19 protein-coding genes are annotated in these 19,862 nt (G+C 47.9%); 6 read left to right on the top strand and 13 right to left on the bottom strand.

The window, feature by feature from the left end; genetic code table 11:
- Nucleotides 1-33: 33 nt before the first annotated feature.
- The 4 genes from H6F72_RS06340 to petB all read right to left on the bottom strand — a co-directional run bounded on the left by H6F72_RS06340 (nt 34) and on the right by petB (nt 3,344).
- Nucleotides 34-414 (bottom strand): hypothetical protein, encoded by a 381-nt coding sequence (locus H6F72_RS06340; protein ID WP_348228167.1) that lies wholly within the window; start codon nt 412-414, stop codon nt 34-36.
- A 35-nt stretch (nt 415-449) separates the two neighbouring features.
- A complete protein-coding gene (locus H6F72_RS06335) occupies nt 450-1,718 on the bottom strand; it encodes a glycosyltransferase family 4 protein (RefSeq protein ID WP_190432890.1) in 1,269 nt (422 codons plus the stop codon).
- A 332-nt stretch (nt 1,719-2,050) separates the two neighbouring features.
- Nucleotides 2,051-2,533, bottom strand: a complete 483-nt coding sequence (gene petD / locus H6F72_RS06330; protein ID WP_190432889.1) for a cytochrome b6-f complex subunit IV — start codon at nt 2,531-2,533, stop codon at nt 2,051-2,053.
- Nucleotides 2,534-2,675: 142 nt separating this feature from the next.
- Entirely contained in the window at nt 2,676-3,344 is a 669-nt protein-coding gene (petB, locus tag H6F72_RS06325) for a cytochrome b6 (protein ID WP_190432888.1), read from the bottom strand.
- Between the two features lie 421 nt (nt 3,345-3,765).
- Between petB and ctpA the strand changes: the two genes are divergently transcribed.
- The 3 genes from ctpA to H6F72_RS06310 all read left to right on the top strand — a co-directional run bounded on the left by ctpA (nt 3,766) and on the right by H6F72_RS06310 (nt 9,616).
- Nucleotides 3,766-5,001 carry a carboxyl-terminal processing protease CtpA gene (gene ctpA / locus H6F72_RS06320; protein WP_190432886.1) on the top strand — a complete coding sequence of 412 codons (1,236 nt, stop codon included), beginning with the start codon at nt 3,766-3,768 and terminating at the stop codon, nt 4,999-5,001.
- A complete protein-coding gene (locus H6F72_RS06315) occupies nt 4,991-6,298 on the top strand; it encodes an HD domain-containing protein (protein WP_190432883.1) in 1,308 nt (435 codons plus the stop codon). Before ctpA ends, H6F72_RS06315 begins: the two co-directional genes overlap by 11 nt.
- A 327-nt stretch (nt 6,299-6,625) precedes the next feature.
- A complete protein-coding gene (locus H6F72_RS06310; RefSeq protein ID WP_190432881.1) occupies nt 6,626-9,616 on the top strand; it encodes an ATP-binding protein in 2,991 nt (996 codons plus the stop codon).
- A 72-nt stretch (nt 9,617-9,688) separates the two neighbouring features.
- On the opposite strand, the gene H6F72_RS06305 is transcribed toward H6F72_RS06310, so the two are convergent.
- The 3 genes from H6F72_RS06305 to H6F72_RS06295 all read right to left on the bottom strand — a co-directional run bounded on the left by H6F72_RS06305 (nt 9,689) and on the right by H6F72_RS06295 (nt 12,064).
- On the bottom strand, nt 9,689-10,336 hold the full coding sequence (locus H6F72_RS06305; RefSeq protein WP_190432878.1) for a MotA/TolQ/ExbB proton channel family protein: 648 nt from the start codon (nt 10,334-10,336) through the stop codon (nt 9,689-9,691).
- Between the two features lie 108 nt (nt 10,337-10,444).
- Nucleotides 10,445-11,245, bottom strand: coding sequence for a DUF2993 domain-containing protein (locus H6F72_RS06300; RefSeq protein ID WP_190432875.1), 801 nt, complete (start codon nt 11,243-11,245; stop codon nt 10,445-10,447).
- Between the two features lie 339 nt (nt 11,246-11,584).
- Entirely contained in the window at nt 11,585-12,064 is a 480-nt protein-coding gene (locus H6F72_RS06295; RefSeq protein ID WP_190432873.1) for a hypothetical protein, read from the bottom strand.
- Nucleotides 12,065-12,309: 245 nt separating this feature from the next.
- Between H6F72_RS06295 and H6F72_RS06290 the strand changes: the two genes are divergently transcribed.
- Both H6F72_RS06290 and H6F72_RS06285 read left to right on the top strand, forming a co-directional pair.
- Nucleotides 12,310-12,786 (top strand): hypothetical protein, encoded by a 477-nt coding sequence (locus H6F72_RS06290; RefSeq protein WP_242016817.1) that lies wholly within the window; start codon nt 12,310-12,312, stop codon nt 12,784-12,786.
- Nucleotides 12,787-12,857: 71 nt separating this feature from the next.
- Nucleotides 12,858-13,574, top strand: coding sequence for a phycobilisome rod-core linker polypeptide (locus H6F72_RS06285; protein WP_190432871.1), 717 nt, complete (start codon nt 12,858-12,860; stop codon nt 13,572-13,574).
- A gap of 4 nt (nt 13,575-13,578) precedes the next feature.
- On the opposite strand, the gene H6F72_RS06280 is transcribed toward H6F72_RS06285, so the two are convergent.
- From H6F72_RS06280 to H6F72_RS06270, 3 genes are all read right to left on the bottom strand, one after another.
- Nucleotides 13,579-14,001 carry a DUF1824 family protein gene (locus H6F72_RS06280; protein WP_190432869.1) on the bottom strand — a complete coding sequence of 141 codons (423 nt, stop codon included), beginning with the start codon at nt 13,999-14,001 and terminating at the stop codon, nt 13,579-13,581.
- Between the two features lie 81 nt (nt 14,002-14,082).
- Nucleotides 14,083-15,351 (bottom strand): CIA30 family protein, encoded by a 1,269-nt coding sequence (locus tag H6F72_RS06275; RefSeq protein WP_190432867.1) that lies wholly within the window; start codon nt 15,349-15,351, stop codon nt 14,083-14,085.
- Nucleotides 15,352-15,404: 53 nt separating this feature from the next.
- Nucleotides 15,405-15,830, bottom strand: a complete 426-nt coding sequence (locus H6F72_RS06270) for a hypothetical protein (protein WP_190432865.1) — start codon at nt 15,828-15,830, stop codon at nt 15,405-15,407.
- Nucleotides 15,831-15,838: 8 nt separating this feature from the next.
- On the opposite strand from H6F72_RS06270, the gene H6F72_RS06265 reads away from it, so the two are divergent.
- Complete coding sequence (locus tag H6F72_RS06265) at nt 15,839-16,738, top strand: alpha/beta fold hydrolase (protein WP_190432863.1); 900 nt, start codon at nt 15,839-15,841, stop codon at nt 16,736-16,738.
- Between the two features lie 5 nt (nt 16,739-16,743).
- Here H6F72_RS06265 and H6F72_RS06260 read toward each other — a convergent pair whose 3' ends face one another.
- The 3 genes from H6F72_RS06260 to H6F72_RS06250 form a co-directional block, all read right to left on the bottom strand.
- The gene (locus H6F72_RS06260; protein ID WP_190432860.1) at nt 16,744-17,544 is read right to left on the bottom strand and encodes a hypothetical protein; all 801 of its coding nucleotides are present in this window, start codon (nt 17,542-17,544) and stop codon (nt 16,744-16,746) included.
- Nucleotides 17,545-17,988: 444 nt separating this feature from the next.
- Complete coding sequence (locus H6F72_RS06255) at nt 17,989-18,351, bottom strand: hypothetical protein (protein WP_190432858.1); 363 nt, start codon at nt 18,349-18,351, stop codon at nt 17,989-17,991.
- A gap of 26 nt (nt 18,352-18,377) precedes the next feature.
- A complete protein-coding gene (locus H6F72_RS06250; RefSeq protein ID WP_190432856.1) occupies nt 18,378-19,751 on the bottom strand; it encodes a GH1 family beta-glucosidase in 1,374 nt (457 codons plus the stop codon).
- Nucleotides 19,752-19,862: the final 111 nt, after the last annotated feature.

The raw sequence follows: 19,862 nt of genomic DNA, 5'->3' as shown, positions 1-19,862 counted from the left end.
GTAGTTAGGCGATCGCGTTGGAAAAATGTCCAGCTAACGGTCAATCGGTTGGGCTGGCACTTCAATAGCTTGCACATCAATGGTTCCGGGTGGCGTCAGACGGCTTAAATGGCCTTTCTCTACCTTAAGTGCTTCCCCACAACTAGCACACTCAATCTGGGTCTGGTTGATGCCCGCCACCTCAGAGCCACAAACGGGGCATTGAGCTTGGACTAAGTTGCGCTTCAGCCACCAGCGAAAGCCTAAAAACGCAATGATTGGCGCTAAACAAATAAAACCAACCACAAGCAGAAATGACTTAACCAGCCAGCCCAAACCCGCTAATCCTAGCAGCCAGAGCAAAGCTAGGAACATAAGCCAGCGACTTGCACCAGCGAGGGTTAACTGAAAACTTCTGAGGCTGTCTTGATTCACAGCAAGCTCCTAGAGGCAACAAATTCTTGCTTTTTTTAGGATAGCTTTGTTGACTCCTCTATGGTCGAACTCAGTAATTGTTTTAATTGCTGGGTCAGCGCCTCAGCACCAAACAAAGATAAAGCTTCCTGGCGCAACCAAGCTCCGTCACAGCGGCGATCGCTTGGTTTACCCACAGCATCCTCAGTGTTGCGTAAAATTTCAATACAGGCCGCAGCTACTGCCTCTGAGTCACGCCGAGGCACTTGCCAGCCGAGTTTGCCATCTTGTAGCGGATCGGCGGAACCGTCTGCATCTCCTGCCACCACAGGCACGCCACAAGCCATCGCCTCTAGGTAGACTATGCCAAAGCCTTCCTGGGACGGCATGACGTAGGCATTAGCTAAGCGGTAATGCTCAACTAGCTCTTCAGTCGGCACAAAGCCCGCAAACACGACCCGATCCGCCACCCCTAAATCTTGAGCTAATTGGGCCAATCGGGGCTGGTCATCACCTCGACCAATCACTAAATACTTCACCTGCGGAAAAGCTTGAGCGATCGCAGGCAGAGCTTGAATCGTTACATCCACCCCTTTATATCGGTCCCCTCCCCAAAGTCGAGCCACAGTCATCAGCACTTTGGCTCCAGCTAAAGCATACTTTTCGACTAAAGCTGGGTTTTTAGGGCCAGGGGTAAAGGCATCGCCATCAACAATACAGGGAAGCAACTTGACTCGCTGCGCGTCTAGTCCATTGACCTCACAGGCACGATCGCGGCTATAGCGGCTAATCGTCCAAATACTGGCTGCCTGCTGGAGAGCCTTTTGCTCATGCTGTGGCAACTTGACCCAAAATTCTTTGCCATAGGTCAAGACAGTGTAAGGAATCCCTAGCGGTTGACATAGCGCCTGGATCATGGGGGCGAGGTTGATATGGCCGCAAAAAACTCGCTCAGGGCGATCGCGCAGTAGAGAAGCCAACAACTGAGCAGCTAATTTAAGGCGTCCTAGAGCAGGGGGACGAGTTTTGAAATAGTGAAAATTGATCGGACTAGATTCTAAGGGATTGTGGCATTCTGGCCCATCCCGCAGTAGAAATACATCTGCTTTGTAAGGGACAGCGATTTTTCCGTCTGCTAGCTCCACCAAAGTTACGTAAGATTTCAATACATCTTTGACGTAGGATTGGATGCCACCTTCGCAGGCAAAAATCTCTAAGAACACAAATACGTGACGAGCACTTTTAGTCGTAATAGGGTCCAATTTTGTAGCTCTAACTTCACGCTTGACTGCTAGTACATCAGGTGAATGGTAAGTTCCAGTCATCGATTATTACCGGAGCAAATTACTCCGCTCCCCAGAAATATTTGCAGTTTTTGCACCCAAATTTTTAGGGCTAGGAGCCTAGAACAATTGATGGTTATTAATAATCAGTTCGCTTAGTATTTTGTAATAACTTAAGATTGCTGCCAAATCCTAACAAAGAACAGGTAGAAATGGGAGCGACAGCCAGCAGATTAATCTAATCTTTGCGAATCGGGGCTAGGACTCAGCATAAAGCTTTACATAAAAACTAACGCCTGCTTAAGTGCTTCCGTAGTACAACAATTGGCACTACGGAAGCACAAACAGGCGTTGAGTTGAACTCTTCAGCTCTCTTAGAACAGACCCAAAGTCAGGGACTTGTCGATAGGGAAAGTTGCACCAATTCCCAACCACAGAGTTACCAGAGTCCCAAACAAAAAGAGGGTGGTAGCCACTGGACGACGGAAGGGGTTTTGGAACTTGTTCACGTTCTCAATGAAAGGAACAAGCATTAGACCTAGAGGAATTGCACCCATGCACACAATCCCCAACAACTTGTTAGGAAGAATGCGCAGGATTTGGAAGACAGGGTAGAGATACCACTCAGGCAAAATTTCCAAGGGAGTGGCAAAGGGATTAGCAGGCTCACCCACCAAAGCTGGGTCTAGAACTGCCAAACCGACGCAAAGAGCGATCGTGCCCGCAATTACAACTGGGAAGATGTAAAGCAGGTCATTAGGCCAAGCGGGTTCACCATAGTAGTTATGGCCCATCCCCTTGGCAAGTTTGGCGCGAAGCTGTGGATCGCTGAGATCCGGTTTTTTAATCGTTGCCATGATGTAAAAGTGCTCTCCTTTATTCTGAAGTCAGCAGGTAGAGAACGAGACAGCAATTAGACTTGAGCTAGATGTAATAGCCTAGTATAAGTGCTCTGAGCAAACTGTGAAGACTGCCTATGGGCTGCTTACAGGGAATTGCTTACAAAGGACCGGAAATGCCTTGCTTACGAATCATGAGGAAGTGCAGCAGCATAAAGACTGCAATCAACCAAGGCAGAACGAAGGTGTGCAAGCTATAATAGCGAGTCAAAGTTGCTTGACCCACACTGCTACTACCGCGAAGTAATTCAACGATAAAGGGGCCTACGACTGGGATTGCTTCAGGAACACCAGAAACGATCTTGACAGCCCAATAACCGACTTGGTCCCAAGGCAGTGAGTAGCCAGTTACACCAAAGGAAACGGTGATTACGGCCAAAATTACACCTGTTACCCAAGTCAACTCACGAGGCTTTTTGAAACCACCGGTGAGGTAAACCCGGAAGACGTGCAAAATCATCATCAGCACCATCATGCTGGCAGACCAGCGGTGGATGGAACGGATGAGCCAACCAAAGTTGACCTCTGTCATCAGGTACTGAACTGACGCAAAAGCATCAGTTACGGTTGGCTTGTAGTAAAACGTCATTGCAAACCCAGTTGCAAACTGGATTAGGAAGCAAGTCAGGGTAATGCCACCTAGACAATAGAAGATGTTGACGTGGGGAGGCACATATTTGCTGCTGACATCATCAGCGAGTCCCTGGATTTCCAGACGTTCCTCAAACCAGTTGTAGACTTTTGAGTCGGTTACCTGCTTGGTAAACATGAAGCAAGAATTCCTGAAAATGTATTGCTGTTTGTGACCTTTCTAGTCTCTCAGAAGAAGGAGAATCTTGGGGGGTCGGCTGGAGTAAGCTACTGATCCAAAGAGTTCTCTAAGAGACTCTCAACAAGTTTAGAGAGCTAGATTCTGGTCTGATCTAGTCTGAGCTTATTGAGTTCAAATGTTCTATCCATCCTAGTACGCTGTCAAAAAGCTTGCAGATTACCTACTGAACTTCTATTAGCTCGTTGCTTGAGTGAAGCTTCTCCAACAGGGACTCAGACGGCAATTCTTTGAGCTAATTTGGCCTAAATGGATGGGCTAACTCACAGGAGTCTACAAAAAATGTAACATAGACCAGAAGAGGATTTCATGCTGGGGCAACTCAAGAAGTTAGGGATCTAGTGAACTAAGATTCGGTGTCATGCAAAAAAAGTGGATCGCTAGGGTTGGGTTATTGCTGATATTGCCGATTGTGGTGGCTTTGAGCTGGTCTACTCCAGCTTGGGCTTTCACAGAGGAGCAGCGGTTGGTGAATGAAGTTTGGCGGATCGTCAATCGCTCTTATGTCGATGAGTCTTTCAATCATCAAAACTGGCGATCGCTACGTCAGCAAGTCCTCAGCCGTCCACTCAATAACCGAGAAGCTGCCTATGAAACGATTCAGCAAATGCTGGCTAGCTTGAACGACCCCTTCACGCGGCTGTTGCGCCCCGATCAGTACCGCAGCTTACAAACTAATACTTCTGGCGAGTTAACTGGAGTAGGCTTGCAGATTGCGCTCGATTCAGAGACGAGTGAGTTAAAAGTTATTGCGCCGCTTGAAAGTTCTCCAGCCGAGCAAGCTGGCATCCGCCCTGCCGACCGCATCTCGCGCATTGATGGCGTTCCTACGGCTAAGTTGACTTTGGATGAAGCTGCCGAGAAAATGCGCGGTCCCATTGGCAGTCGTGTGGTTTTGACTGTGGCCCGAGAAGGAGAGCCTGAGTTAGATATTCAGGTGGTGCGCGATCGCATTGCGATTAATCCGGTTTATGCCCAGTTGCGTGAGTTTCATGACCGCCCCACCATTGGTTATATTCGCCTGAATCAGTTCAACGCCAATGCCACCGTTGAGCTAGCCAAAGCTGTGCATCGCCTAGAGAATCAAGGAGCCGAGGGCTACATTCTCGACCTCCGCAATAATCCTGGCGGCCTGCTGCAAGCTGGGGTGGAAATTGCCCGTTTGTGGCTAGACTCCGGCACTATTGTCTACACTGTGAATCGCCAAGGCATCCAGGACAGTTTTGAAGCGAACGGCCCCGCCCTGACCCAAGATCCGCTGGTCGTGTTGGTGAATCAAGGTACCGCGAGCGCAAGTGAGATTCTAGCAGGGGCGTTGCAGGACAATGGCCGCGCTGAGTTAGTCGGCGAAAAAACGTTTGGCAAAGGTTTAATTCAGTCACTCTTTGAACTCTCAGATGGTTCTGGCTTAGCGGTAACGGTGGCGAAGTATGAAACTCCCAACCACCATGACATCAATAAGCTAGGCATCACGCCCGATCGCCTGGTACCTTTAGAAGCCATTACCCGAGAGCAAGTTGCTACGGAGCAGGACCAACAGTATCAAGCAGCGGTCGAGTTACTCACCCAGCCTTCTGTGCTAGCGGGTGCTGCCTAATTCCAGTCGCACGTATCATGACCCCTTGCATGGGGCGATCGCGTTGGATAACAGTGATCCAACCGAAGCTTTACTGATTCGCCTAATCGATACGCCTGCCTTTCAGCGGTTGCGGCGTATTCGTCAGCTCGGTCCTGCTAGCCTTACCTTTCACGGAGCAGAAGGTTCTCGCTTTACCCATTCTTTGGGCGTGATGGCGATCGCGCGGCGGGTGTTTGATCGCATTGCCAAACGTTACCCCCAGGTGCAGCCGCACCGCCCCATTGTTTTGTGTGCAGCTCTGCTACATGACATTGGGCATGGACCATTTAGCCATACGAGCGAAGAGATTTTTGGTAATCATCATGAAGCTTGGACCAGGCGGATTCTGCGAGAATCTGCGCCCGTTCGTCAACTTTTAGACTCCTTTGATCCTAGCTTGGTGGACAGCTTGGAGCAGGTCTACTTAAAGAAATATCCGGTTCCCTTTGTCTGGCAGTTAGTGTCCAGTCAGCTTGACTGCGATCGCCTCGACTACCTAATGCGGGATAGTTACTTCACAGGCGCTTCCTACGGCAAGCTCGACCTCGATCGGATTTTGATGGCGCTGAGCTACGACCCGGTAAGCCAGCAGTTGGTAGTCGCTCGTAAAGGCATGGCTGCGATCGAGCATTATTTGATCGTGCGCTATTTCATGTACGCCCAGGTTTACAACCATCCCAAAAATATCGCCGCAACTTGGGTATTGGAGCAAGCTTTTAGACGCGCCTGTGAGCAATTTGCTTTAGGTGGTATTGAAGCAGATGATACGGTCACGGCTTGGCTAACTCAATCAAAGCTTCCTGGAGAAGGTAGTTCTCTCTCAGGGGCTCCAGTGAAGCTGTTACCGCTGGCGCATTACCTGGCAGCCGATGATGGTGTGCTGACTTACCACTTGCAGCGTTGGCAGCACTGCGCCGATCCAGTGTTGGTAGATTTGTGTCGCCGTTTTCTCGATCGCGATCTCTTGAAAGCTCTAGATATTTCTAGCTTGAATGTAAATGAGCAAGAACATTTGATGCAGCAAGTATCGATTCGGCTAGCTCAAGCCGGTTTTAGCGCAACTCACTATGCTGGAATTCGTGTTGCCTGTAGCCGTGGTTACACTATCTACCAACGGGGCATTAGGTTACAAAGCGCCGCTGGATTGCAAGAAATTAGTGAATTGTCGCCTCTAGTAAAAACTCTGATCCAACCTGTGAAACGAGCCTGGCTTATCTACCCTTCAGAGATCGAGTCTTCGCTCTCAAACTTTTACCCCAAACTCAATTCAGCTTGAGTCCTTCTACTGGTAGGCGTTGTATCTCTCTAGTTATAGGGAACAATTTCTACAGGAGAAACGCGGGTCAAAAAGTTACAAACAGCATTGGGTTAGAGCTTGATATAAATTGATACATCACCTATGGCGGGAAAACTTTAGATTAAAGCTGAGCCTGCCTACCCTATAACGCTATTGATTAAGTTTAAGAATCTACCGAGTTTAGAGTAGCCCAACCAGTGAGTTTTATCTCCCTGCTACTCTAACCGCAAGATTTTATGAGTCATCTTTATCGTCAGCATCTCCATCAGGTTGCCCATTTTAGACACAGGCTATGTTGTTTTTACAATGAATAATAAGTGTGCGTTGAAACAGTCTTCCTGTGTGGCCTTGGGCTCCGCATTGCTGGAGTTTTTAACAGCGTTACCGGATCTGCACCTGGTGCTTTTTAGTTCTCAAAATCCTCAAGTAACACCCTGCCAGCTAGGTTTGGAGCTAAAAACTGGCGCTGAACTAAGCTTGCTACAACCTCCTGCAACCCACCCCAATAGCTATTTTAAGTTCAAGCCAGAAGGCAGAAGCCAGCCTCAATCAACCTGGGTCAGTGGAGAGGAAGGCTCCAATGGTTGGCTTGCCTGCCACTTAGACTTAGAGCGCTTACCAACTCACCTCGAAACTCGTCAGTCGCCCTCTCAGACCCCGTTAGTTTTCATCTTGGGTATCAGCGATCGCTTCAGCATTTTGTTTCAAGCAGGCTGTTCTCTACCTTTAGAAGCTAACCGCGCAGACTTAGAGCCTTTGTATCAAATTGAGCTGATTTACGACTCAAGTGAGATCAGCAAGTTTTGTGCCCATTTACAACCCCAGACCTCGACTGTAGCGGCGATCGCACCTGCTTTTGAGACAGCGATCGCTAGCTGGGTAGCCCAGAGCAATGCCCCAGAGTTGCAAAGTGAGATTACATTAAGGCTGCTGATGGCCCTAGAAGCGAATGGTGCAAAGCCTCAAGCACTAACCCCAACTAATCACAGCATGAGTCCAAACTCCCAAGCTGTGGCGGCTCGGCCCAATACCAAAACTATCTATCAACAACCTCATTGGTTGCAGCAGGAAAAACTTCTGCATGAACTGTTGCATGTCAGTAGTAGTTCCTTAGAGCCGCAAACGATTCTGCGCCGCTCTGCTGAAGTAATTCGGACAATTTTTAATGTCAGTCGTTGCCTGATTGCTTTTTATAGCGCTAAAGATCAGCGTGTTATCTGGGGTGCGATCGCGCGATCGCCCGAACTGCTGACTGGGGACCGCCACACCCATTATCCTGCTTGGGCAACCGTAGAGCAGCTCATTCACAAGCATCACCACCTGAGCACTTGGGTATCTGATGAATTTCCTCTGCTAGCGGAGCATACGGAAATTCGCGAGTCTGGAGTTGCCAGAGCAGCGCTCTCCAGTTGGACCCAATCTCACCCGAAGCATGCTGATAAATGGGTAGGAGGGTTTCTTTGCATTGAGCAATGGGAGCGCGATCGCATTTGGCAACCCGAAGAAATGTATTTGCTCCACATGGTGATCCACCAAATTGAGCAAGTGCTCTATCAAGCTTTGGTTTACCAACAAGCCGAAGAACGAGTACAACGAGCGGCTCTGGTCAATCGCCTCGTAGCCCAAATTCGAGCCTCACTAGACCTGTCTCATATTTTTGAAACAGTAGTGATGGAGTTGGGGCAACTGGTGGTAGTTGATTGCTGTAGCATTTTTCAATATCTTGAAGACCCTCAAGACTGGCAAGTGCAAACGGAGTATCGGTTGCAGCCAGAAGCATCCTCCACCGTGGATGCCACGGTTTTTGCCCCCATTCATCCTCACTCCGCTCGCCTACGTAACCTGCAAACGGTACAAGTCAGCGACGCCCGTACCCTCCGACCCTGGCATCCAGAAAAGCCACCGAGTCAGGTTTCCGGAGCTTGGTTAATGGTGCCGATTCATTATCACCAAAAGCTCTGGGGCTGCATTTCGTTCCGCCAGGACCACTACCCACGCTACTGGCATGAGTCAGAAGTGGAACTGCTAACGACCGTGGCGGATCAACTAGCGATCGCCATTCACCAAGCCACCCTTTACCAACAGATTCAGCAACACAACCAAACTTTAGAAGCGCAGGTTGCCCAACGAACCGCAGAGCTAGAATACTTCTTTGATGCTCTACCCGATCACATTTTTGTCATGCATCGAGAGGGCATGACTTTATCGTTTTGCAATCACGCATTTGCCAAGTCCATTGGTTACGAAGACCGCCAAAATATTCAAGGCCAATCAATTTTTGGTTGTCTACCTAGCAACTTGCTCAACCATTTTGCTGAACAAAATTTGCAAGTATTTCAATCGGGTCAGACGTTGCACACGCAAGAAACCATTGTCTTTCCAAGCGGGATGCGTCATCTAGACACCTTCAAAGTGCCGCTCAAAAAACCAGATGGCGAAGTTTATGGCCTACTTGGTACTTCACGGGACATCACCGAGCTGATTGAAACTCGCCAAGCGCTATCGGAGCGAACCGAGCAGCTTCAAGACGCTTTAACTGCTGCTTGTAAAGCCAGTCAAGCTAAGAGCGAATTTTTAGCGACCATGAGCCACGAGCTGCGTACGCCTCTCACTTCAGTCATTGGCATGTCTTCTGCACTGCTGAATCGACTCTTTGGTTCGTTAACTCCTAAGCAAAGTGAGTATCTAGGCATTATTCACAACAGCGGCACTCATTTACTTCAATTAATTAACGATATTTTAGATTTATCCAAGATTGAAGCGGGCAAAGCTTCCCTACAAATCAGTCGATTTTCTCTGCAAGAAGTGGCCGAACAAAGTGTTGCCTCCTTGAGTGAAAAGGCACATGGCCAAAAATTAGTTTTGACGACTGATTTAGTAGGTCTACAAAAATGCGATCGCTTTGTAGGAGATCAGCGCAGAGTTAAACAAATTCTCTTGAATCTGTTATCGAATGCTATTAAGTTCACCCCTGTAGGCGGCCAAGTTTGGTTGCGGCTGCGGTGCGATGGCAATATAGTCACCATCGAGGTAGAAGATACAGGCATTGGCATTGCGGCAGACAAGCATCACTTGCTGTTTGAAGCTTTTCAGCAAATTGACAGCGCCTTAAACCGTAAGCACGAAGGAACTGGGTTAGGACTAGCTTTGACACGCCAGCTCGTTGAAATGCATGACGGCAGTATCAGCTTCAAATCTCAAGTCGGAGTAGGCACCGTTTTCACCGTACATCTGCAAGCCCAGTTACCGAAAGGCGAGGTCAGTTGGCCGCCCACCTCTAAACCTACGGAAGTTTAGACATCTCCAAGGTGAATCCCCCTACTCCTGCTAAATTCTGTTCTCAAGCTTTAACAGTGGAGCGATCGCAGCTCAAGAAGAAGCATAGGGCAAGTCATCTCGCTCATAGCGGCGGCGATACAACAATTCCAACTGCCCGCCGTATTCTTGAATGAGCGCAATTTGCCGTTGATATAACCCTCGGAACGTATTGGCAAATAGCAGCGTAAAGATAGCCACAATTAATCCAGAGGCAGTAGAAATCAAGGCTTCACTAATGCCAGCCGTTACCCCAGTGGCATTAGTACCCCCCAAATCTCCGACCCGCAACGAGGCAAAAGAGCCAATCAAGCCCAAAATGGTCCCCAGCAGGCCTAGGAGGGGTGCAATGCTAATGATCGTCTCAAAGATGGTATTAAAGCGCTTGAGCAAGGGCAGCTCCGCTTGGGCCGCACTTTCTAAAGCCAAGCGAAATTCCTCTGGTGAGGGCTGCTCTAGTTCCATCGCAGTCAAAAAAATGCGAGTGATGGGCAGATCAGCATTCTGCTCTAGTCTCTGAAATGCCGCTTGAGGACTGCGCTTGTATAAGCTCAGCGCTTCGCGCACTACACGGTCTTGCCGTTGGGTAATCCGGAACCAAAAGGCAGCTCGCTCCAAAATCAAAGCCACTGCCAGGATCGAAAATCCCAACAATGGCCACATTACAACGCCGCCTAAGATAAATAAGTTCGCGAATGCCATGCTAGATCAGCTTCAAGAAGAGAAACAAGTTCACCTTGAACAGCTTACCAGTTCAGACTTGAGTTCGAGACGCGATCGCTCACCTCTAGGCTCCCAATTCAAAAGCAACTAACCGTTGCCTGGGAAGCGATCGATCTGAGCATAACCACTAAAAATCAGCTTTTTACCTTGAGTCTCCAAACGATTGATCCGCATCATCACTCCATCTAAGTTGAAGCGATCGAGATCAACCATTTCATTCAGCACTTGAGCAAAGGCTTTAGTCAAAATTTCAGAGATAGCGCGTAAGGATTCATCCACCGCCTCTGGCTCAAACTGAGAATTTTGAAACAAAATCCGTCGTCGTCTTTCCACATCAAGGGTCGCAGTCATACTAACTGGAACAGCATCACAGTTAGGTAAATCAGTTTTAGCCAAGATTTTGACTTGATTATCGGGCAGCAATTGTAGCTGCACTTCCCGAAATGAAACTGGCTCTCCCCCAGACAGGTTGGTTAATTCCGGCATCGTGAGATTTTGCAGACGCTTTTGTACCAGCTCAGACTGAAACGCTTGGTTGATGCCGTCTTCGGTCAAGGTGACTTGAGCCACAGCTTGGGTTGACTGCTTTAAACGGATTTTGCCACCCAAAATTGACCCAAAATCAATTGAAACTGCATCCGTTTCAAATGACATTTCCTCGACCCAAAAATCCTTACGGATGATGAGGCCACGACCGCTCATCTTGAAGCTGTCAATGCTGCCCTGGAGGAGTTTGCTGGAAGGGAAGCAACGGACAGCAACCTCCACTGATTCGCTCTGGGTAAACAGATGACGAATACTTTGGCTGGCAACCGTGTTGAGCATACGCTCACCAAAGTCGGTGCCTGAGCCGGGAGGAGTTGTCAAACCAGAAAGACCGCCAAACATGCAGGTTCTCAATTGAAACAGCTCTTCACCTTTTGTAACAAAATATGAAGAACACAGCAATCAATTTGTAACCTTGGGCTTAGTTAAAGATATTAACCCATAAGGCCCAAAGATGCGATCGCTGACTTAAAAGTCTCCAGCTAGGCTTGCCTAAAAGGCTTACAAGTAAATGATCCCAAGCAACTTACAGCCTAGAAAAACATTTTTCTTTTAGGTGGTGACTAGATAAGTTTATCTAATTGCCAGCCCAGGATATTTCAATGCATAGGGGCCTGTTAGAGATACGGCCACGAACCCAAGCACTAAAACTTCTGAGCCAGCGTTAGGCCAATTTCAGGTCTAGAAAATTTCTTCTAGCCGACGAACCCAGTAATTGAGCGAAGGGAGCGGGTCACGGTTATAGAACGAGGGTGAAACGCCACCAAATACATAGTAGATTTCGCCTTCGTCACTCACTTCAAACGTCGCATCAAATTCTTTAGCCCAGCCGTCTAAATGCCGACGAGCGATCGCAGGTTCCAAACGAGCTGCCGCTGAAAAATCTAACAAAGATAATCGGCCTTGCTTAATGTGCAAAGTTTGAAAAAATCGCTCTCGGATCAGCCGTCGTTTCGCCGATACCCCTAGAAACAGCAAGCCAGCGCCAATCAAGGCAGGTGCTAAGCCAAAGAAAACCAGCAACATAGAGAGCAGCGCTAGAATCCCCCCTGTAGCATGACTCGCAGCAATACCTAACAAGATGGCAGTAGAAACGGTGCCACCGCTAAAGAGCAATGCGATCCCAAGGGCTTTTCCAACTAAACTTAAAATCCAATTCATTGCTTTGGCTGACCTGTCTGTTGATGGTTGATTCCAAGCACTTACCTACCCCTAGGCTAACTTGTTCTTCAGTAAACCTGCATGGTCTCTTGATGCAGGCTAACCTCTCAACCCGTAATTCTTGCACTATGTACAAGCGGCAAAAAGATTGTATTAAGAATCACTGCAATCTGTTGAGCTAGTTATTGTGGCAGGGCAGTCTGAAGAAGCAGTGCTTCTAAAGTGACTTAGTTCAGCGCCGAACCATGATGCATACTCTCAATCACACGCTTGAAAAAAATATTTTGGAAGCGGATGGTCGCTATCTCAGCTCTCGCGAGTTGGACCCGCTAGAACAATATCTCCAAAGTTACAAAGTCCGTTTAGAAACCTATCAGCAGTTGCGCGATCAAAGCGACAAGCTGGTTCTACAATCCCTGCGTAAGTTAGCTCAAGCTTACCCAGAAATTATTCAGCAACATGGTCAGCGCTGTAAGTACGACATGACCGAGGTTTTGCGCTATATTGCTGTCTCAATTCTGCGAGACGATGAAGTTTTCTTTAAAGAACAAATGATGTCTTGGCTCGACACAATTTTGCTAGCCCACCGCAAAACTAGCCAATGCATGATCGCCTATCGCGCTTTACAAGAAGCCATTACTAGCGGTTTGTCTCCTGCTAGTGGTAGTTTGGTACGCCCCTACCTCGATATTGTGCTGCAATCACTTCAGTCCCACGCTTAACCACAAAGCTTTCCTAACTCCATATGCCCGATTCAGGTATTTCACCTCAATACCTTTACGGGAAACCCACAATGAACCAAGTTCAGCCGATTACAGTCAGCCGCCACTCTTCCCAAGAAGAGCGTCGCTTTGCTTTGACTCAAATTTATCGCCAAGTGCTAGAGCGACAACCCTATGCCTACGAGCGTCAGAGTCTGGCTCAAATTGAGAAAAATTTCTTGAAAGATAAAATTGGAGTGAGACGGTTTCTCAAAGAATTAGGTCATTCAGAAGTTTTTCTGCAAGCTTTTTATCACCACGCTTCTAATCTCAAGTTCTTAGATTGGTGCTTCAAAAAGTTCATGGGCCGCGCTCCCATGAATCAAGAAGAAATCCAACTTTATTGCGATATTTTGATGAAGCAAGGAGTGGGTCAGTTCGTGACCACCATACTTGATTCAGAAGAGTATCGGAAGGCTTTTGGCTGCTTCACTGTGCCTTACCCACGGGAGCAGAAGTATTATGCGTCTCCCAAGGCATATTTAGAATCTCAATTGTTGAATCACGAGCATTTTGGTCAGCGGGGTTGGGGCGTTCCGACTCATTACTGGCATCAGTTAGGGCTTAATTGCGATGGAGGCGTGTGTCGCCATCCTGAAGCTGATGAAGTCTTAGCTCCCCTTAGTTCTCAAGATGAAGATGGAGAACTCTGGGATCTAGTGAAGTTGTTTGAATCTTCTGACCCTGGGCAGGTGGTAGCAGCGCTTTCAATGGAGCAGCGTCGGGCTTTGCGTAAAGCGATACTTTAGAAACTCACGCAGCTTCTAGGAATAAATCTAAGGGTAAGTGCCCATAGGTTTCATTGATGCCATTACTCAGAGCCGACTGGCAGGAAACCAAAACTCCGCGATGAGAGCCTGGGTAAGGGCTGGCATAGCATAAGCCTGTTTTAGAGTTGAATTTGATGTAAGTTGGCCCCTCGATCGAGTCCACTGTTACTTCGTCTGCGTTGTAGCCCAAGGCTGGCAAATAACTCTTGAGAGCGGCTAAACCCTGAGTCAGGGTATCAGCACAAATACCGAACATCTGATAGTCGCAAAGATTCGTCACGAATAGGAGTGCTTGCCGAACTAGAGCATTTGAGGGTAGGGACTCGGTAGCGTCTTGCTCGATACAAGTAAAGGTTTGAAGGATTTTGTGCGCTGCTTCAACTGTCAGCTCTGGCAGGGGTTGCATTAGGGTTCAGGATGCTTTAATCAATGGATTCTGATCCCTACCTTACCTGTTTGAGGAGCGATCGCTCTCTCAATATCACCCTCAATTCACCGCTTTTTCAAAAGTACGATTGCAAGCTTCGGGTTGTGCTAAAACCTGTACGCACAACTCAGCAATATCTTTTGGATTGACTGTCTCTTGAGAGCGATCACCTGTTAATTTTGTTGATTGGTAGAGACGAATAATCGTGTGTGGAATGCCACTCGATCGCACCCGTTCTTCGTCTTGTGAAAGGGACGTTGAATCACTCTGGAGCTGGAGAGAGGTGGCGACGCTAAGCAAGACAAACTGAGGTAGGGTAGGTCCGCCGTAAGCTTTGACAGAGGCAATTTCGAGCTGAAAGGGGCCAGGAGTAAATTGAGGGTTCAAGGCTCCGTCATACTCAAACTTGCTCAGCATGAACTGGCAGGAGCAGATGCGGTTGGGGTCGATCGGGCCATCGTTAGGTACAGTTTTAGCCCGGAAGACTGGAACTAAAGCACTGAAGGGGATTTCAATATCCATCCATTGATCAGAAACGGTATCAAAGGAATGGGAATAAGCGACACCATCCCATTTTTCCTCAGTTCGCAGCAGAAACTTATAGCGGTTGCCATCACCCTTGACTCGTAGCTTGATGCCTTGGTAATTGCCTAGGGCGATCGCGGATGAGAAGTTACGAGTGCGGATGGAAGCAAATCCACCGGAGTTGGCAGTTGAGACATTGCCTACAAATAAGGCACTGCTGTCGCTGAGGTGCACCTCGCTTTGGCTCACTCCGCCCATCACCACATCGTCAACCGCGCCCCAAAGCTCTTTTAGACTTGTAGAGGGGTAAGTGAAATCAAAAAAGGTTGTTTCTCCAGGCTGGCTTAGGACAGGAGCAGCAGCTTGTACCAAATTTTGCGTGCTCAAGGATGCGGTTGAATAGGAAGCATTGGTGCTAGCAGATGGCACCGCGGCAGAGTAATAAACGATCGCGTCAATATTGCCCAAAGCCTCCGGAGTTAGCGTTTCGGTTTGAGTCAAGTTGGCCACAAGCAAATCTGCCTGTGTTCCCATTGCTTGCCCTCGCTGCAAATCGGGTACTAGCGATCGCACTTGATACCCTTGCGCGAGTAACCGCTGAACGACTTGCTGCCCCAGAGCGCTGGTTGCGCCTGCCACTAAAACCACACCCATGCGCTTTGCTCCAGTTGGGGAATTGATCGGATGCTGAGGCTGGCCTTTGAACAGTCGTTGTAAGCAACTAAAAAATGGAATGACATCAAAGTAGGCCAACGTTTTTAGAAATCGGCCTGCATCCCATGACGTGGAGTTTCTAGGGGCCATACTGCTTTTTCAACAATTCTCTCAAGTGTATGGAGCAATTTTGTCTCCACTCATTAAAGTAGCGAACAAACCTTATTCGCCAGATCTTCATTTTGGTAGGGTTGCTCGGTCCAGTTAGCAGGTGAGCCGATTAGGTCACGGTACATGACCTCTGCTGTTTGGCAATTCACATTCAACTGCTTGAACTCAAAGACCCCGTTACACAGGGAACCGCCACCTTCTCCGCGCATTTGAAGAACTCTCACAGTCAGCAGGGGTGAGTTGTCTGATGCTTGAGACAGAGTGGCAGGATTGGCATAGTTGCTACAGCCGCTTCTTGTGTCTTCTAGCAATAAGCTGTAGCGCTCGGTAACAAAATCGTAGGTTTCTTGATCGGGCAAAGCAGCACGAACAGAAACAGTGCTGGCTAGAGAAAGCGCGATCGCCGTTATCAGAGTGAGAGTTTGTTTCATATCCTTAGGAGTGAAGATACTAAGCATGACAAGATATGCTCCAGTTTCAACCTCCGGGTTTTCGGCAAGGTGTAGTTCAAACCTCTTTAGGTTCGATCGCCTACTACACTCAATCCCACAGCCCAGAATCTTGGGTTCCAGCCAATAGCGATGAGTTACCACCACTCGTTTTTTTACACAGCTTTGGAGGTGGAGCTTCCGCTTATGAGTGGTCCAAGGTTTATGCCGCTTTTGCTACTACTCACCGAATTATTGCGCCAGATTTAATAGGTTGGGGACAATCCGCCCATCCGGTGCGAGATTACCAAGTGGCTGATTATTTAACAACTTTAGGGGAGTTTCTGCAACAGGTATCTGAGCAACCTGTCTGTGTGGTGGCTGCTTCCCTTACAGGGGCGATCGCGATTCGCTTAGCCATTCAACAGCCCAATCTCTTGCGATCGCTCTTTCTAGTATGTCCCGCTGGATTTGATGACTTTGGGCAAAGCGCAGGCCGTCGCCTCCCGCTGCAATTAATCCGCACGCCCCTACTGGATAGCCTCATTTACACGGTAGGAGCGACAAATGAAGTGGCAGTACGGAACTTTCTGGAGCGATTTCTTTTCGCTCGGCCAGAGCGGGTTTCTACAGAAATGGTGGCTGCTTACTTAGCTTCCGCTCAGCAACCCAATGCTGAATATGCGGCACTGGCTTTTTTACGCGGTGATCTCTATTTCGATTTAGCTCAATATTTAGGCCAGCTCACTGTACCAACTTGTATGGTGTGGGGGGAGCAAGCCCAATTTACAAGTGTTAGTCTAGGGCAGCGTTTGGCTCAACTGAACCCCAAGGCAGTGCAAGCTTTTCAAGTGATTCCAGATGCAGGCGTGTTGCCACAGTTGGAACAACCCGCAATTGTGATTGGGTTGCTATACCGATACCTACAAAGCCTCTAGATTCTTTAAGCCCGTCCTCTATTCGGCATTGCTGCACCAACAACCACATCAGACAAAACTGGATTTCTGTCAGCATCGATCCGAATGCGGACTTCCTGAATGCAATCCCCCAGGTAAGAGAGCAGTGTATAGATAAAAATTAGTACCCCCACCATCTCTAGAGCTTCTTCGCAGGTCATCATTAGCGTATAGACTCCTGCCTCCAGGCTAAGTCTTAAGCCTTGCGTCCCCCAAATGCGCGTCCCATACTGGTTGGCATAGGCCCCGTCTATCATTTCCATGCCTAAAGTCCCAGCAACATAGAGCGTGCCCGCGAGCAAAACCAGTCGCTTGGTGCGAGGAGGCAAATCGGTCAAAAACTTGAGATAGGCGATCGCGACAACGCCCACAAAAAGGGCACCGGGAACGACCCAAGCAAAGTATAGAACTCCACCACCATTGCTACCGAGCAAAGCTCTAAGCGGTTCAATGGTTTTTTCATGAATACTAGTCCATTCGTCAGCACTGAGGAAGAGAAAAATACAAGACAGAAATCCCCAATGCCAAACATAGCGATCGCGATTTTGACGCTTAACCCAAGTAATGAACGCTAGCAGAAAAGCGCAAATAAATAGCGTTGCCGCCGAATACAAACTAGGCAGATTTTTTTCTCGATCTAGATCAAAGACATGAGCCAACGACGTAATCCACTGGCGATCGCCACCCCATAGAACCTTGGAAAGTTGCCCTAACAGACTGAAGGAAAGCAAGCCTAGGACAACAAACGCTAGAAATTTAACAACTTTTCTAGAGGAGATAGAAATCATGGTTGCTCGGTACCTTCGAAGCGTGGACTCAGCAAGTTAGCAGAAAAAGTCATCCACCCTAATGAGACAAGGACAAAACAGGTATATTTTCCTGCTTTAGATAGAAGCTAATGCAGGAGAAGACATAGTAGAAGAGCAACCTTTAATCAGAAATTCCAGCCTTAGAAACGGTTAAGCAAAGGTTAATTTTAATTTAATCTCTACTTAATTTGGCTTGACTTATTTAATCTCTGTTTAAACTAACGATGTATTTTTAGCGATATTTGATGAAGTTTGTGTAAAGCAAAAACTGCCAGAGGCTGAGAACCAAACTCAAGCTAGAACAAGCTCTAAAGCTTTCATGCGCTAAATATTACCAAGGCATGATTGGTAATCTCTGTACTATTACTGCCTTGCTCGATGCCAACGAACTCATCAAAGACTTAGGAGAAATAAGCTCAACCGTTAGCGCTCTAAATTCAATTGCTCTGCCAAAAGTTGATTTTGTTCTACAGTCAAAATCACTTTTTGGTAAAACTCATTTTTTAGGTCGAGAATTAAATAGTTTTTGTCATCTGTGACATACCAAAACTCCCGACCCTGATCTGTGTAATAAGTCCCAGCTTTAATTACACCTGGCACAAAGGTTCCAGGTAGCTTTACTTCTTTCCAGATGAGTGTTTTCCAATTACTTGAAGGCGCGGTTGTGGTAACTCGCTCGATGTGATCAAGAGGGATTTGCCAAGTGTAATTGAACTGCAAAGCCCAGAGTTTTTCCCAGAAGTTAAGTTCAATGCAAAGTTTGTTGCTGTTAATAGTCACATGCATTGAAGTTTTGCTTCCCTGGTTGAAGACTACACAACGCGATTTTGCCGAATACACTCGCTATACCAATGGTAGCTAACCTTAGGAATCCGGGCTTGGGTGGGGTAGTCGGTGTAAATAATCCCGAAGCGGCGATCGTACCCCCAAGCCCACTCAAAGTTATCCATAAACGTCCAGAGAAAATAACCTTTAAGTGGGTAACCTTCACTAATCGCTCTCTGAGCCGACTTGAGGTGCTGACGCAAATACATAATGCGATCGCTATCGATCACAGTGCCATCGGGTCGCAATTCGTCTTGAGCGGCACACCCATTCTCGGTAATAAAAACGGGCAAGTCAGGTCTGCCTAGAGTTTCGCTGATGTGGCGAATGCTCCAATAAATACTTTCCGGTACGATATGTAGCCATGGCATGTGCATCCGAGGATAACCAACAGGGAAGTCGAGAACTTCATACCCTTGTTGATTGTCAGACGCTTGGACGTAGCTACCGAAGTAGATATTGAGGCCGATCGCATCTAAAGGTTGATGAATATTTTCTAGATCGCCATCTTGAATATCTGGAGCATCAGCACCGAGTTTTTCCAATAAATCTGGGTTGTATGCTCCAGTTAAAACTGGAAAAATAATTCCACCGTTGGACATGAGAGAGCCAAAGGCTTTTTGGGCAGCAGCAATGTGCTCTGACGACTCGATTAAGGGAACGGTGGTTGTGAAGTTGTCCACCAAAGCTACGGAACAAGGACCAGGAGAAGCTGCGCGAATCGCTTGGCAACCTAATCCGTGAGCCAAAACAGCATGGTGAGAGGTTTGCCAAACTTCTTTTAGCGTTTTGACGGTCGTTCCTGGCGCATGGACGGGAATTTGATTGGCTGCGTAGCCCATATGGGTAAAGCAAGAAATCTCGTTGATCGTCATCCAGTGGGTAATGCGATCGCCCAAGCGACTGACCACCGCGCTCACATAGTCAGCATAAGCTTGAGCCATTTCTCGGCTCCGCCAAGAGCCATAGCGGTCTTCTAAAGCTTGGGGGCTATCCCAATGAAACAGGGTGGCGTGAGGTGTGATGCCATGTTCCTGGAGACAATCAACTAAACGCTTGTAAAAATCGATGCCTGCTTCGTTCACTGGACCTATACCAGTCGGCACAATCCGAGGCCAAGCGATGCTGAAGCGGTAATGCTTAATTCCCAATTGGGCCATTAAGGCAATATCTTCTTTGTAACGATGGTAATGCTCACAGGCACTTTCGCCTGTATCTCCGTTTAGCACACGTCCCGAAGTCTCACTGAAGGTATCCCAAACACTAGGTTTTCGGCCATCTTCTGCGACTGCCCCTTCAATTTGGTAAGAGGCAGTGGCTACGCCCCAAGTAAAATCATCTGGGAATGAGTAGCTGGCCATAGAACCTCCAATGCGGCTAAATTCCTGCCACTGAATCTGTAGGGTACTGTCTCTTCAGGGTACTAGTCTCAGTCAGCGATCGCCCATGAAATTGAGCTACTTTTCCTGACT

The organism is Trichocoleus sp. FACHB-46, from assembly GCF_014695385.1.
Taxonomy (GTDB): Bacteria; Cyanobacteriota; Cyanobacteriia; order FACHB-46; family FACHB-46; genus Trichocoleus.
This window is presented reverse-complemented; position numbering and strand designations above follow the sequence as displayed.

Bases quoted from the DNA above. Each gene is read 5' to 3' on its own strand.
- petB (WP_190432888.1), bottom strand. From the start codon at position 3,344: ATGTTTACCAAGCAGGTAACCGACTCAAAAGTCTACAACTGGTTTGAG.
- H6F72_RS06305 (WP_190432878.1), bottom strand. From the start codon at position 10,336: ATGGCATTCGCGAACTTATTTATCTTAGGCGGCGTTGTAATGTGGCCA.
- H6F72_RS06295 (WP_190432873.1), bottom strand. From the start codon at position 12,064: ATGAATTGGATTTTAAGTTTAGTTGGAAAAGCCCTTGGGATCGCATTG.
- H6F72_RS06260 (WP_190432860.1), bottom strand. From the start codon at position 17,544: ATGATTTCTATCTCCTCTAGAAAAGTTGTTAAATTTCTAGCGTTTGTT.
- H6F72_RS06290 (WP_242016817.1), top strand. From the start codon at position 12,310: ATGATGCATACTCTCAATCACACGCTTGAAAAAAATATTTTGGAAGCG.
- H6F72_RS06270 (WP_190432865.1), bottom strand. From the start codon at position 15,830: ATGCTTAGTATCTTCACTCCTAAGGATATGAAACAAACTCTCACTCTG.
- H6F72_RS06300 (WP_190432875.1), bottom strand. From the start codon at position 11,245: ATGTTTGGCGGTCTTTCTGGTTTGACAACTCCTCCCGGCTCAGGCACC.
- H6F72_RS06255 (WP_190432858.1), bottom strand. From the start codon at position 18,351: ATGCATGTGACTATTAACAGCAACAAACTTTGCATTGAACTTAACTTC.
- ctpA (WP_190432886.1), top strand. From the start codon at position 3,766: ATGCAAAAAAAGTGGATCGCTAGGGTTGGGTTATTGCTGATATTGCCG.
- H6F72_RS06310 (WP_190432881.1), top strand. From the start codon at position 6,626: ATGAATAATAAGTGTGCGTTGAAACAGTCTTCCTGTGTGGCCTTGGGC.
- H6F72_RS06280 (WP_190432869.1), bottom strand. From the start codon at position 14,001: ATGCAACCCCTGCCAGAGCTGACAGTTGAAGCAGCGCACAAAATCCTT.
- H6F72_RS06275 (WP_190432867.1), bottom strand. From the start codon at position 15,351: ATGGCCCCTAGAAACTCCACGTCATGGGATGCAGGCCGATTTCTAAAA.
- H6F72_RS06265 (WP_190432863.1), top strand. From the start codon at position 15,839: ATGCTCCAGTTTCAACCTCCGGGTTTTCGGCAAGGTGTAGTTCAAACC.
- H6F72_RS06250 (WP_190432856.1), bottom strand. From the start codon at position 19,751: ATGGCCAGCTACTCATTCCCAGATGATTTTACTTGGGGCGTAGCCACT.
- H6F72_RS06285 (WP_190432871.1), top strand. From the start codon at position 12,858: ATGAACCAAGTTCAGCCGATTACAGTCAGCCGCCACTCTTCCCAAGAA.
- H6F72_RS06335 (WP_190432890.1), bottom strand. From the start codon at position 1,718: ATGACTGGAACTTACCATTCACCTGATGTACTAGCAGTCAAGCGTGAA.
- petD (WP_190432889.1), bottom strand. From the start codon at position 2,533: ATGGCAACGATTAAAAAACCGGATCTCAGCGATCCACAGCTTCGCGCC.